This window comes from Streptomyces sp. NPDC046931, assembly GCF_040644655.1.
Lineage (GTDB): Bacteria > Actinomycetota > Actinomycetes > Streptomycetales > Streptomycetaceae > Streptomyces.
This window is the reverse complement of sequence record NZ_JBEYWX010000006.1, coordinates 84,533-97,469: the sequence shown is the minus strand read 5'-3', so window position 1 is coordinate 97,469 and position 12,937 is coordinate 84,533. Positions and strand designations below refer to the sequence as shown.

The following is a 12,937-nucleotide window of genomic DNA, read 5'->3' as shown; positions in this document are numbered from 1 at the left end:
GCCGCAGCGGCCGGAAGGTGGGAAGAGCTTTCCTGATAGTGCGTCAGATTTACCGGGCGGCGGCGTCGGGCCCCTCGAGGACCGCCATCGCCGCGTTGTGCCCCGGCACCCCGCTCACACCGCCACCGCGCACCGCGCCCGCGCCGCACAGCAGGACGTTGGCGTGGCGCGTCTCCACGCCCCAGCGGCCCGTGCCCTGCTGTGCGTACGGCCAGGCCAGCTCACGGTGGAAGATGTTGCCGCCGGGCAGCCGCAGCTCCCGCTCCAGGTCGAGCGGGGTCTTCGCCTCGATACAGGGGCGCCCTTGCGCGTCCGTGGCGAGGCAGTCCTCGAGCGGCTCGGCGAGGTGGGCGTCCAACTGGGCCAGCGTCGACTTCACCAGTTCCTCCCGCACCCCGTCGTTGTCGCGTTCGAAGAGCCGTGCGGGCGTGTGCAGGCCGAAGAGGGTGAGGGTCTGGTAGCCCCGCTCGACGAGGTCGGGGCCGAGGATGGTCGGGTCGGTGAGCGAGTGGCAGTAGATCTCCGAGGGCGGCGCGGTGGGCGGCGCCCCCGCGGCCGCCTCGGCATACGCGGTGGCCAGCTGCTCGTACCCCTCGGCGATGTGGAAGGTCCCGGAGAAGGCCTCGCGCGGATCGACGGAGGGGTCGCGCAGCGCGGGCAGCCGGGTGAGCAGCATGTTCACCTTCAGCTGGGCGCCCTCGGCCGGCGCGGGAGGGGTGCCGCCGGTGAGCTGGGCCAGGGCCTGCGGCGAGGCGTTCACAAGGACGTGCCGGGCGGAGACGGTGCCGTCGCCGTCCTCGGTGCGGAACGCGACCTCTGCGGTGTGCCCGTCGCTCTCGATCCGAACCGCCTCGTGTCCGGTGGCGATCACCACGCCCGCGGCACGCGCTGCCCTCACCAGCGCGTCGGTCAGCGCCCCCATGCCGCCGACCGGGACGTCCCAGGCGCCCGTGCCGCCGCCGATCACGTGGTAGAGGAAGCAGCGGTTCTGCCGCAGCGAGGCGTCGTGGGCGTCGGCGAAGGTGCCGATGAGCGCGTCGGTCAGGACGGCCCCGCGGACCAGGTCGTCGGCGAAGTACTCCTCGACGGCGGCGCCGATCGGCTCCTCGAACAGCACCCGCCACGCCTCCTCGTCGTCGACACGGCGCCGCAGCTCGTCCCGGGTGGGCAGAGGCTCGGTGAGGGTGGGGAAGACACGCTGGGCGACCCGGCCGGTCATCCCGTAGAAGCGCTGCCACGCCTCGTACTCACGGCCGGAACCGGTGAGCCGGGCGAACGCCTCCCGGGTGCGCCGTTCGCCGCCGCCGACGAGGAGGCCGGTGGGGCGTCCGCCGCGCTCGACGGGGGTGTACGAGGACACGGTGCGCCCACGCACCCGGAAGTCCAGGTCCAGATCCCGGACGATCTTCCGTGGCAACAGGCTGACCAGGTACGAGTAGCGCGACAGCCGCGCGTCGACTCCGTCGAACGGGCGGGTGGAGACGGCGGCTCCCCCGGTGTGGTCCAGCCGCTCCAGCACCAGTACGGATAGCCCGGCCCGGGCGAGATAGGCGGCGGCAACCAGCCCGTTGTGCCCGCCGCCGACGATCACAGCGTCGTATTCCTCGCGTCCCTCGTGTGCAGCCATGTCTCTTGGTAGCACGCCATGATCCGCCCGGGCCAGAGCGGGGCCGCACAGGACCCGGTCGAGGCGGGAGACCGCTCGGCCGGGTGCCGCCCAGGGGTGCCCGTCATGTGTCCGCCGGCGGCGGCGAGGCCATACGGCGCTGCGCGGCGGCGTGGATTTCGGAGGGACCGCGTGCCCACTCGAGCGTGCGTCCGACCGCCGTCGCCACCGGCCGGTCCCAGCAGGAGCGAACGGCGGTCGGACGATGAATGCCGAGTTCGGCCCGCGCCCAGTCGGGAAGGAGCCCGACCGAGGCATTCATCAGCACGTCCACGACCATCCGCTCCCGTGCGCTGCGGCCGAAGCGGCGCAGAAACCGCACGGAGTCCAGCGCGGCCGGAGTGGCACGGAGTTGGGGGCGGATCCGGGACAGATAACGCTCGATCTCCCGCGAGCTGCGCGGCACCCTCCGTGCGCCCAGTGCCTCGGCCACCGGGGCGACCTGGCGGTAGTAGGTGTCGCACTCGGCGGGCGTGAGCCGGGCCCTCCGGGACGCGTACGTCTGATAGCCCGCCAGGAAGCTGCGCGCCTCGGCGGTGTGCACCCAGGTCAGCAGCTCGGGGTCGTCCGCGCGGTACGGCCGGCCGTCCGGAGCGGTGCCGCGCACCCGGGTGTGGATACGGCGGACCAGAGCGATCTCCTGCCGCGCGGCCGGCTCGGAGCCGAAGGTCGTCGTGGTGATGAACCGGGCGGTGCCGATGAGCCGGCCGACCGGGTCGGAGCGGAAGTCGGAGTGCTGGTCGACCCCCGCCATGGCCAGGGGATGCAGGGACTGGAGCATCAGCGCCGCGAACCCGCCGGTGAGCATGCCGGTCGGATGGCCGTGCACCCGCCAGGCGGGATCGCCCGGGGCGATCCCGAGCAGCCCGGGATCACCGGCCGGCCCCTCGTACCGTTCCAGTCTGAGGTCTCCTCCGTGCACGGTCGCCTTGAGCTCGTCGGCGATCCGGGCGCGCAACCCCACCAGCACCTCCACGGTCCGACCCTGTCACTCCTGCGAGCAGAGCGCATCAGCGCCGCACACGGGGCATCCCCAGGCCGATCCAGGAGATGATCTCGCGTTGGATCTCGTTGTTGCCGCCGCCGAAGGTGAAGATCACGGCCGAGCGGTAGCCGCGCTCCAGTTCGCCGTGGAGCACGGCGCCCGCCGATCCCTCCTTCAGTGCGCCGGCGGCGGCGACGATCTCCATCAGCCAGGCGTAGGCGTCGCGGCGGGCCTCGGAACCGTAGACCTTCACGGCGGAGGCCTCCTGCGGGGTGAGCGTGCCGTCCTGGACCGCGCTCACCATCCGCCAGTTGAGGAGTTTCATCGCGTCCAGCCTGGTGTGGGTCCGGGCGAGCAGACGCCGGACCCAGGGCAGGTCGATCACCCGGCGGCCGTCGGCGAGCTTGGTCTCCATGGCCCAGCGCTGCACATCGTGCAGGGCGCGGATCGCCATGGTGCCGTGCGCGGCCAGGGTGACGCGCTCGTGGTTGAGCTGGTTGGTGATCAGTCGCCAGCCCTGGTTCTCCTCGCCGACGCGGTGGAAGACGGGGACGCGGACGTTCTCGTAGTGGCTCGCGGTGGTGTCGTGGGAGGCGAGGGTGCGGATCAGGGTGCAGGAGTAGCCGGGGTCGGTGGTCGGCACGAGCAGCATGGTGATGCCCTGGTGCGGCGGGGCGCCGGGGTCGGTGCGCACGGCGAGCCACACCCAGTCCGCGGTGTCGCCGTTGGTGGTCCAGATCTTCTGGCCGTTGACGACGTACGTGTCACCGTCCCGCACCGCGCGGGTCTTCAGGGACGCCAGGTCCGTGCCCGCGTCGGGCTCGCTGTAGCCGATCGCGAAGTCGATCTCGCCCGAGAGGATCGCGGGCAGGAAGCGTGTCTTCTGTTCCTCCGTACCGAACCGCATGAGCGTGGGGCCCACCGTGTTGAGCGCCATCAGCGGCAGCGGTACGCCCGCCTGCGCGGCCTCGTCGAAGAAGATGAACTGCTCCATCGCGCCCAGTCCGCGCCCGCCGTACTCCTTCGGCCAGCCGACGCCGAGCCAGCCGTCGCGGCCCAGGCGGCGGATGGTGTCGCGGTAGAAGCGCTTCTGGGCGGCCGGTTCGCCGTGGCGGGCGTAGGCGTTGTCCGGCACGAGGTCGGCGAAGTAGCGGCGTAATTCGGTGCGCAACCGCTGCTGCTCGGGCGTGTAGTCGAGATGCACGGCGCCTCCAGGCTCCCCAAGGCCGGTCCTGACGGCGCACACCGTAGAACGTGTTTCAGAAATTGGGAATGCCGGTGCACCGGCCCCACAAGGGGCCGCCCTCCCGCCGGCGCGGGAGCGCCCCGCCCGGCCGTCCCGCTCGTCCCGTCAGCGGAGCGTCGCCAGGAAGCCGGAACAGGCCCGGGCGCACTCCCGGCAGGACCGCGCGGCCTGCTCGCCACCGGGGTCCGCGTCGAAGAGGTGCGCGCTCTCCAGGCAGACGGCCAGGCACCACTCCACCTCGCCGCGGATACGAGCCTCGTCCTGGGGCCCCTGATCGGACAGAACCCGGCAGGTCGAGTCGCAGACCTCCGCGCACATGATTCCCTTGCGCCGCAGGAATTCCTGGTCGTAGGGCCCCTCCGCCTCCGCGAGGCTCGCGCGCAGGGCGCACGCCCGCGCACATTCGGTGCAGGCCAGCGCACAGGCGAAGCGATCCTCCAGGAAGCGGTAGACCTCCTGTTGGGATGTGGTCACGGCCGAGCGGGTAGCCGGTGCCGGGCCCGTCAAACCCGTGTCCCGGGGCGGCCGTCGTTTTTCCGCCCCCGTGCGGGGCACTCGGGGCCCGGGTGAGCGACGACATACGGGGTCCTACGGACGGAGGTGGACCGTGCCCGGACGACAGGAGCTGCCGTCGACGCTGGAGCGCTCTCCCAAGGACGCCCAGCATACCTGGATCAAGGCCCATGACTCGGCGGTGGAGCAGTACGGCGAGGGTGAACGGGCGCACCGGGTGGCATTCGGCGCGCTCAAGCACAAGTACGAGAAGATCGGCGACCACTGGGAGCGCAAGGAGGGCGGCCGCAAGGGCCCCTCGGACCCCCGCTCGGCGCGGCCCCGGCAGCAGGGCGGGCGCAGCGGCGAGGGCGTCGACGAGCAGGCGTCGAAGGAGCACCTCTACGGCGTGGCCAAGCGCCTCGGCGTCGACGGGCGGTCCCGGATGTCGAAGGCGGAGCTGCTGGACGCCATCCGCAAGGCGAACCGCTCGAAGACCCGGGCCGCGCGCTCGTGAGGGGGCCGGGTGAGCCGGTCCGGATGTGCGGGTTCACCGAAGGGACCAGGGGTACCCGCGTGCCGTGAGAACCGAGTCGGTGGACCTCGCCGTGACCCGTGACCTGCTGGACGGTATCGGGCCGTTCGCCGTGGGCCTCATCGTGGTGGCGCTCCTGGCCGGCGCCTTCCGGATGGGCGCCCGCATCCGGCGCCGGGAGCCCGCGCCGCCCCGCCCCGAGGAGCAGCCGAAGCCGCCCGAAGGGGGGCCGGTGCCCGAGGTCAGCGAGCACCCGTGAACCCGACGAGGTGCTCAGGAACCGTCGCCGTCTCACGTCGCAGCAGCTGAAGACTCGCGGCGATCTCGGGTCCCGGACGAGCGCGCCCGCCGGGCGACCCCGCTGGGACGGGCGCGGCAGCGGCGGGCCGGGCTGCCGCCGCCGGCCCCCGTCTGTGGTCGATGTACAGAGGAAGTGAGATCCATGGCCGACCACGGCCACGGCACCCTGCCGCTGCCCGACTACGACCATCTGCCGGTCGGCAGCCTGGACAGCCGCATACGTTCCCTGACCGCCGGTGAGGTGGAGGAGCTGCTGGCGCACGAGCGGGCGCACGCCGACCGGGCGCAAGTGACCGCGTTGCTGTCGGCCCGCGTGGAGCAGTTGCACTCCGGCGCCGGGCCGACCTCCGGCGACCCCGGCGCGCTGCGCCCGGAGGAGAGCCGGTCCAGCGCGGGCTCCCCGGTGTCGCCCGCCACCTCGCCCGAGCCCATGAGCCCCCCGCCGCACGGGACTCCCGACCAGCGGGGGAAGCCGAAGGGCAACCGCCCGAGGGGCTGAACGGCGGTGGGCGGACCGACGGGCGTCGTGTGGGCGCGGTGTCCGTCGGTCCGTCGTCCCCGGCGCCGTGTGGGAGCTGATCAGGTCCGGCGTGAGGTAGGCGTGGGGCCGTTCGAAGCCCTTGAGCGTGGCCGGACGGCCGGTCGGGCCCGTGCGGACGAAGTCGTAGCCCGTCAGCACGTTGAGCGTCCAGTTCGTCATGGTGCGCATGCGGGCCGGAACCGGGTCTCCAAGCCTGTCGGGCATGCCGCTCACCGGTGCCGCCCGCGCAGTTCGTCGCACGCGGCTACCACCTCGGTGCCCTGCGCACGGGGCGGCGACGCTGCACGGCACACCGCGCACCGCCTGCCGCCTGCCGCCTGCCGCCTGCCGCCTGCCGCCTGCCGCCTGCCGCCTGCCGAGACTCGCCATCCTCAAGGGGCGCGGTCTCGACGTCTCCCTCCGAGACCGACGGCGGCCGGCTGTTCGTCCGCCCCGACCTCACCGACGGGTGATTGCGCCGATCGGGTCGTACACGCGGGATCTCCCGAACCCGGCGCGGCGGGGCCCCTGTTGGGCGGGGGTGATGCCGGAGAGGCAGCCGCATCCACCACGGCCCGTCCCCGTACACGCCCGGGAACGTCCACGCACGTGACCAGCGCCCCTCGAACACGGATACTGCCGACAGTGGCTCACCGCCGACCGCTCACGGCCACCGAGACCGAAGACTGCCAGGCATGTCAGGAGGCTCCCATGAAGATGCTGATCAACGTCCCGGAGACGGTGGTCTCGGACGCGCTGCGGGGCATGGCGGCCGCGCATCCCGAACTGACCATCGACGTGGAGAACCGGGTGATCGTGCGGCGGGACGCCCCGGTCGCGGGCAAGGTCGCACTGGTCTCGGGCGGCGGCTCGGGGCACGAGCCGCTGCACGGCGGCTTCGTGGGCCCGGGGATGCTCTCGGCGGCGTGCCCCGGCGAGGTGTTCACCTCCCCGGTGCCGGATCAGATGGTGCGCGCCGCCGCGGCCGTGGACAGCGGCGCGGGCGTGCTGTTCATCGTGAAGAACTACACCGGTGACGTGCTCAACTTCGACATGGCCGCCGAGCTCGCCGAGGACGAGGGCATCCAGGTCGCGAAGGTGCTGGTGAACGATGACGTCGCCGTCACCGACAGCCTCTACACTGCGGGCCGGCGCGGCACCGGTGCCACTCTGTTCGTGGAGAAGATCGCGGGGGCGGCCGCGGACGAGGGGCAGCGGCTGGAGCGGGTGGAGTCCATCGCCCGGCAGGTCAACGAGAACTCGCGCAGTTTCGGTGTGGCCCTCGGCGCGTGCACCACGCCCGCCAAGGGCACCCCTACCTTCGATCTCCCGCCGGGCGAGCTGGAGTTGGGCATCGGCATCCACGGTGAGCCGGGGCGTGAGCGGCGGCCGATGATGACCTCGCGCGAGATCGCCGACTTCTCGGTGAACGCCATCCTCGACGACATGGAGCCACACAATCCCGTACTGGTCCTGGTCAACGGGATGGGCGCCACCCCGCTGCTGGAGCTGTACGGCTACAACGCCGAGGTGCAGCGGGTGCTGGCCGAGCGCGGTGTCGCCGTCGCCCGCACCCTCGTGGGCAACTACGTCACCTCCCTCGACATGGCGGGCGCGTCGGTCACCCTGTGCCAGGTCGACGAGGAGCTGCTGCGGCTGTGGGACGCGCCGGTCAGCACGCCGGGCCTGCGCTGGGGCAGCTGAGGCTCCCGGCGCGCGCGTGCCACGGAACTGTGAGTGAGGTCAACCTCCATACCACGCAAGGAGATGCAGTGCTCGACGCCGACTTCTTCCGCCGCTGGATGACGGCGGCCGCCGTGTCCGTCGACCGCGAGGCGGAGCGACTGACCGCGCTCGACTCGCCGATCGGCGACGCCGACCACGGCGCCAATATGCAACGCGGCTTCCGTGCGGTCACGGCCACGCTGGAGAAGGAGGCGCCGGCCACTCCGGGCGCGGTCCTCCAGCTGGCGGGCAGGCAGCTGATCTCGACGGTCGGCGGCGCCTCCGGTCCGCTGTACGGCACACTGCTGCGGCGCGCCGGCAAGGCGCTCGGGGACGACGGGGAGGTGACCGAGGAGCAGCTGGCTCAGGCGCTGCGGGCCGGCGTGGACGGGGTCATGGCGCTCGGCGGAGCGGCACCCGGCGACAAGACCATGGTGGACGCCCTGGTACCCGCGGTGGACGCGCTGGCCACCTCGTTCGGGGCGGCCGCGGCGGCCGCAGAGGAGGGAGCGGTCGCGACGACGCCGTTGCAGGCCCGCAAGGGCCGGGCGAGTTATCTGGGCGAGCGCAGCATCGGGCACCAGGACCCCGGTGCCACGTCCTCGGCCCTGCTGATCGCCGCACTCGTGGAGGCCGCCGGTGAGTGACACCTCCGACAAGCTGGTCGGCATCGTGCTCGTCTCGCACAGTGCCGCCGTCGCCGAGTCGGTCGCGGAACTGGCGAAGGGCCTGGCGGGCGGCTCCACGACGGTGCCCGTCGCCCCGGCGGGCGGCACGCTCGACGGTGGGCTCGGCACCAGTTCCGAGCTGGTCTCCGCGGCGGCCGCCGCCGTGGACCGGGGGGCCGGGGTGGCCGTGCTCGCGGACCTGGGCAGCGCCGTACTCACCGTGAAGGCGCTGCTCGCCGAGGGCGACGAACTCCCCGAGAACACCCGGCTGGTCGACGCCCCCTTCGTGGAGGGCGCGGTCGCCGCGGTAGTCACGGCCTCGGCGGGCGCCGATCTGACGGCGGTGGCGGCTGCGGCCGCGGAGGCGTACACGTACCGCAAGGAGTGACGCGGACGCCTCCGCCGGTCCGTCGGGGTCAGTTCTCCGCCAGGAACTTGAGCGCCAGTGCGTGCCCTTGGGCCGCGGCCACCCGGTGGTTCTCGAGCGGGACGGCCTGGGAGCCGCGAAAGACGATGTACGTGACCGGGCCGTCCGTTCCGCCGCTGCGCGGGTCGGGGTTGATGCCGAGGGCCCGTGCGGCGGCGTAGGAGGCCTCTCCGATGACCTCTTTGGGGCCGGTGTCGGCGACGACCGTGTACTCGATGCGCCCCCCGTGTACGACGGCGGCGACGGAACCCCCTCCGATGCCGTACGCCCGGTGGTCCCAGATGCTGCTCGCCCCGGGCACCACGAGGTACGGCAGGGTCTCGGCGCTCGGGTACCGCCCGTCGGACTGCCGGTGGGTGGTGGCGGGGGTGAAGTACGGGTCGGTCCGGGAGTTGCAGTGGATGCCGGGGCGACCGTCGCAGTCGATGTCCATGTCGGCCGTCCAGAACACGGCACCGCGGGCGCCGCAGACGGGTATGTCGGCCGGGGCTCCCTGGTCGCTGCGGTAGCGGCCGTGGGATATGCGGAGGCAGTTGCGTACCTTGGCCAGCAGGTCGGCGGCGCGGACGACGCCCTCCCGGCGTTCGTGGGGGTGGGCGGGGGGAAGCGTGGCGGGGACGAGCAGGGCGGCGCCGGCGACGGCCAGCGCGAGTGACGGGACGAGCACGGTGCGGGCCCCTCTCCTGGGGGTGGACGATCACCCTCCCACCGTGGTGCCGCCGTCCGGCGCGCGTCCAGCGGAGAGGGCCGGACGGAGCACGTGCCCGTGGTGCGGCCGAGCGCCGGGACCGGACGGGGACCCGGCGCTCGACCGCGCTCGCCGGCGCGGGATCAGCGACGACAGCGGACCGCGCCGTCGGCACGAACTGCCTTGGAAGACAAGCGAGTTCAAGCCGCTTCGGGGTCCAGCATACGTATCCGGGCCGGGGGCGCCGGACATCGCCCCTCACTTCCACCGTATGCATGGGCAACGTCCGGCCGGCGGATAAGGCTTATCGATAACGAAGAGTGAGCTAATGCTACATACAGTTTATAAAATGCGAAAAACTCCTCAGAGTGGATGAAATCGCCTAAGTTGTTCAAATTACGATGGATTCGACGGATGTAGATCGCGACAGGTCCACGTCTGATTACATGCGGCCCAGCGGTATCCAAGCGGTGAGCGGAGGCGACAGTCGGCAGTGGTGAATACCCGAAGCGGCGATGCGGACAACACCGGCGCGTCCGTGCCCCGCGCCCCCCATCCGCTGCACCAACCGCAGGGCCTGCGGACCGTACAGACCGAACGGCCCCTGGAGCGACACCGCATGCGGATGTCGCTGCTCGACGCCGTGGGCGAGGACCGGCGCGATGTCGAAGTGCTGCTGACCGCCCTCCAGCAGGCGGTGGCCGAGGTGCACGGCCTGGGCGGCATGGTGCATCTCCCGGGCGGCGGCATGAGCGGCATCCTCTACCTGGTCGCCGACAGTGGCCTGCCGGAGTCGATGACCCGGCCCTGGCTGATCATCCCGGCACGGGGCATGGCGCCGCCCAGCAGGGCCGCCCACAACGACACCCTCGCCTGGCAGCCCGAGCTGGCCCCGCCCGACCCGGTGCCGGGACGGGACCCCGCCGCCCTGTGGCCTTCCCGGTTCCCCGCCGGTATCGGTCACCTGGCCGTCCCCATTCCTGGCAATGGCCGGCGACGCGGCGCGCTCTCGATCCTCTTCGCCCCGGGCACCGAGCCCGGCGCGGCGGAGCGCGCGTTTCTGAACGAGGTGGCGGCCTGGATGTCCGGGAGGCTCAAGTCGTCCGGGATCCTCAATCCGTCCCCCGCCCTGCTGCGCGCCCTGGAGAACGAGCCGGGACCGCAGAAGGCCGCCCCCCTGTGGGACGTGAAAGGGATGCCCTCCATCACGTACACCTGGGACCTGCGCACCGGCGAGCTGACCTCCGACCGGCCCGTCGAGGAAGTGCTGGCCGGCGTCGATCCGGACGTGATGAGCGGCGGCATCGAGGCGTGGGCAGCGCTGATCCACCCGGACGACCTGCCAAGGGCGGTAGCCGGCTTCGACACGGGCATCCAGCTGCGCGGCGGCTTCCAGGGCGAGTACCGGATCCGGCGCGAGGACGGCACCTACCTGTGGATCGAGGCCCGTGCCCGGACGATCACGGACGAAGAGGGGGCGCCGGTGAAGGTGATCGGCACCCTCCGGGACAGCAGCGAGACGCACGCCGCCGCCGAGTCGGTGGGGCGGGCGCTGCGACACCTGAGCGACGGCTTCGTCTCTCTGGACACGGACTGGCGCATCGGATTTCTCAATCAGGCCGCCGAGCGGCTCCTCGGCTCAGCGGAAGATGTGGCCGGAGCCCTGCTCTGGAACATTCCCGCCGTACGTGCCGTGCCGGGGCTGGAGCAACGGTGCCGGGCCACGGCGGCCGAAGGCCAGCCGGCCGGATTCGACATACCGGGGCCGGACGGGACGTCCTGGTACCACCTGCGGCTGGTGCCGGTGCCGGAAGGCCTGACGGTCTATATCACCGACACCACCGAGCGGCATCTGCGGGAGGCCGAGCGGGCCGCCGCGGAGCGGGCGGCCGCCGAGCGGGCGGCCCTTGTGCAGCGGATTACGCGGGAGCTGGCCGAGGCTGTCACGGCCCAGGACGTGATGGCGGCGGTGGCCGACGGCGTGATGACACCCCTCGGGGCCACCGGACTCGTCATGCTCGGCGTGGTCCGCGACCGGCTGACCGTGGTCGGCTCCCGGGGATATCCGGAACGCTTCACCCGACTGCTGGACAGGCAGTGGACGGTGAGGGACAGCACGAACCCCGTGGGGGAAGCCCTGCGCACCCGCACCTCCCTCTGCATCTCCTCCCCCGAGGAGTTCCTGAAGCGTTACCCGGAGGCCGAGAACCTGATCCGGGAGGGCGGCAAGCAGGCGTGGGCCTTTCTGCCGCTGACGGTCTCGGGGCGCGGGATCGGCGCGGCGGCGATCGGCTTCGGCCGACCGCGGGTGCTGGACGATGACGAACGAACGCTGCTGACCGCGCTCAGCGGACTGATCGCACAGGCCCTGGAGCGGGCCGGGCTCTACGACGAGGCGACGACCCGGGCCCATACGCTCCAGCGCAGCCTGCTGCCGCAGGCGCTGCCCAAGCTGCCCGAGGTGACGACGGCGGCGCGCTACCAGTCGGCCAAGCAGGGAGCCGACGTGGGCGGCGACTGGTACGACGTGATCCCGCTCTCCGCGGCCCGGGTGGCGCTCGTGATCGGCGACGTCATGGGCCACGGCATGGCCGAGGCCGCCACCATGGGCAGGCTGCGCACGGCCGTCCGTACCCTCTCGGAGCTGGAGCTGCCGCCCGACGAAATCCTCAACCACCTCAACGACATCGTCGGCGAGCTCGGCACCGATACCTTCGCAACCTGCCTGTACGGCATCTACGACCCGGTGACCCGGCTTCTGTCGTACGCCAACGCCGGTCAACCACCCCCGGCGGTGGCCCAACCCGACGGCACCGTCACCTTCCTGCCCATGGCCTCGGACCCGCCACTGGGGGTGGCCGCTCCGCCGTTCGAAACCCTCGAGACCCGGCTGCCCGCCGACAGTCTGCTGGCCCTCTACAGCGACGGCCTGGTCGAGAGCAAGGACAGGGACGTCACGAACGGCATGAGCCGCCTCGCCGAGGTCCTCCTTCAGTCCGTGAAAGCCACGTCGGCCTCACCGGCGGACGCCTCCGACCTGGACGCCCTCTGCGCCACCCTCACCTCCGCCCTCCTCCCCACCCATGACGCGCTGATAGACGACGCCGCCCTGCTGCTGGCCCGCACCCACCCGCTGGACGCGGAGAACGTCGCCGAGTGGCCGTTGCCGGAGGATCCGGTGGCGGCGAGCCAGGCCCGCGACCTGGTCCGCGCCCAGCTCACCCGTTGGGACCTGGCCGACGAGGACCTGATCATGACCACCGAACTCCTGGTCAGCGAGCTGGTCGGGAACGTCATCCGGCACGCCTACGGCCCCATCCGGCTGCGCATGCTCCGCAGCCGCGCACTGATCTGCGAGGTCTCCGACGCCAGCCTGACCACGCCGCACATCCGCCACACTTCCGCCACCGACGAGGGGGGCCGCGGCCTGCAGCTCATCTCCGCGCTCTGCCAGCGCTGGGGCACCCGCCACACCCGCACCGGCAAGTCCATCTGGACCGAACAGCCCCTCCCCTCGCCCAGCTAGGCGCCCGAACCGGCCGGGTCGGCCGGATGCCGGGATCACGCATCGGGTGCGGGATCCGGGCGAAACCGCCGGACGGCAGCCGGGGCGCTTTCCCGCCCGAGCGGACGGTGACGACAGGCCCGTGACGCGGCCCTGCGGCCGTTGCGACGGGGCGGTGGC

Annotated in this window: 13 protein-coding genes; 8 read left to right on the top strand and 5 right to left on the bottom strand. The window is 72.3% G+C overall.

Annotated features, from left to right (window positions below; genetic code table 11):
- Nucleotides 1–49 precede the first annotated feature (49 nt).
- The 4 genes from ABZ876_RS14140 to ABZ876_RS14125 form a co-directional block, all read right to left on the bottom strand.
- A complete protein-coding gene (locus ABZ876_RS14140) occupies nt 50–1,627 on the bottom strand; it encodes an NAD(P)/FAD-dependent oxidoreductase (protein ID WP_361779331.1) in 1,578 nt (525 codons plus the stop codon).
- A 103-nt stretch (nt 1,628–1,730) separates the two neighbouring features.
- The gene (locus ABZ876_RS14135) at nt 1,731–2,642 is read right to left on the bottom strand and encodes an oxygenase MpaB family protein (RefSeq protein ID WP_361779328.1); all 912 of its coding nucleotides are present in this window, start codon (nt 2,640–2,642) and stop codon (nt 1,731–1,733) included.
- 34 nt (nt 2,643–2,676) lie between these two features.
- The gene (locus ABZ876_RS14130) at nt 2,677–3,855 is read right to left on the bottom strand and encodes an acyl-CoA dehydrogenase family protein (RefSeq protein ID WP_361779325.1); all 1,179 of its coding nucleotides are present in this window, start codon (nt 3,853–3,855) and stop codon (nt 2,677–2,679) included.
- Between the two features lie 147 nt (nt 3,856–4,002).
- Nucleotides 4,003–4,371, bottom strand: coding sequence for a ferredoxin (locus tag ABZ876_RS14125; RefSeq protein ID WP_361779322.1), 369 nt, complete (start codon nt 4,369–4,371; stop codon nt 4,003–4,005).
- Nucleotides 4,372–4,504: 133 nt separating this feature from the next.
- On the opposite strand from ABZ876_RS14125, the gene ABZ876_RS14120 reads away from it, so the two are divergent.
- The 7 genes from ABZ876_RS14120 to ABZ876_RS14090 all read left to right on the top strand — a co-directional run bounded on the left by ABZ876_RS14120 (nt 4,505) and on the right by ABZ876_RS14090 (nt 8,525).
- Entirely contained in the window at nt 4,505–4,906 is a 402-nt protein-coding gene (locus tag ABZ876_RS14120) for a ChaB family protein (protein ID WP_361779319.1), read from the top strand.
- A 64-nt stretch (nt 4,907–4,970) separates the two neighbouring features.
- On the top strand, nt 4,971–5,183 hold the full coding sequence (locus tag ABZ876_RS14115) for a DUF6479 family protein (protein ID WP_361779316.1): 213 nt from the start codon (nt 4,971–4,973) through the stop codon (nt 5,181–5,183).
- A gap of 10 nt (nt 5,184–5,193) precedes the next feature.
- A complete protein-coding gene (locus tag ABZ876_RS14110) occupies nt 5,194–5,361 on the top strand; it encodes a hypothetical protein (RefSeq protein ID WP_361779313.1) in 168 nt (55 codons plus the stop codon).
- Between the two features lie 5 nt (nt 5,362–5,366).
- Entirely contained in the window at nt 5,367–5,723 is a 357-nt protein-coding gene (locus tag ABZ876_RS14105) for a hypothetical protein (protein ID WP_361779310.1), read from the top strand.
- Between the two features lie 732 nt (nt 5,724–6,455).
- Nucleotides 6,456–7,448, top strand: coding sequence for a dihydroxyacetone kinase subunit DhaK (dhaK, locus tag ABZ876_RS14100; protein WP_361779307.1), 993 nt, complete (start codon nt 6,456–6,458; stop codon nt 7,446–7,448).
- Nucleotides 7,449–7,516: 68 nt separating this feature from the next.
- Nucleotides 7,517–8,116, top strand: a complete 600-nt coding sequence (gene dhaL, locus ABZ876_RS14095) for a dihydroxyacetone kinase subunit DhaL (RefSeq protein WP_361779304.1) — start codon at nt 7,517–7,519, stop codon at nt 8,114–8,116.
- On the top strand, nt 8,109–8,525 hold the full coding sequence (locus tag ABZ876_RS14090; RefSeq protein ID WP_361779301.1) for a PTS fructose transporter subunit IIA: 417 nt from the start codon (nt 8,109–8,111) through the stop codon (nt 8,523–8,525). The genes dhaL and ABZ876_RS14090 overlap by 8 nt, the downstream gene beginning before the upstream one ends.
- 28 nt (nt 8,526–8,553) lie before the next feature.
- On the opposite strand, the gene ABZ876_RS14085 is transcribed toward ABZ876_RS14090, so the two are convergent.
- Nucleotides 8,554–9,231, bottom strand: a complete 678-nt coding sequence (locus ABZ876_RS14085; protein WP_361779298.1) for a glycoside hydrolase family 75 protein — start codon at nt 9,229–9,231, stop codon at nt 8,554–8,556.
- A gap of 517 nt (nt 9,232–9,748) precedes the next feature.
- On the opposite strand from ABZ876_RS14085, the gene ABZ876_RS14080 reads away from it, so the two are divergent.
- Nucleotides 9,749–12,778, top strand: a complete 3,030-nt coding sequence (locus tag ABZ876_RS14080) for a SpoIIE family protein phosphatase (RefSeq protein ID WP_361779295.1) — start codon at nt 9,749–9,751, stop codon at nt 12,776–12,778.
- The last annotated feature ends 159 nt before the right edge of the window (nt 12,779–12,937 follow it).

What these genes read in the sequence shown, in the direction of transcription:
- ABZ876_RS14140 (WP_361779331.1), bottom strand. Translation starts at nt 1,627, where the DNA reads ATGGCTGCACACGAGGGACGCGAGGAATACGACGCTGTGATCGTCGGC.
- ABZ876_RS14105 (WP_361779310.1), top strand. Translation starts at nt 5,367, where the DNA reads ATGGCCGACCACGGCCACGGCACCCTGCCGCTGCCCGACTACGACCAT.
- dhaK (WP_361779307.1), top strand. Translation starts at nt 6,456, where the DNA reads ATGAAGATGCTGATCAACGTCCCGGAGACGGTGGTCTCGGACGCGCTG.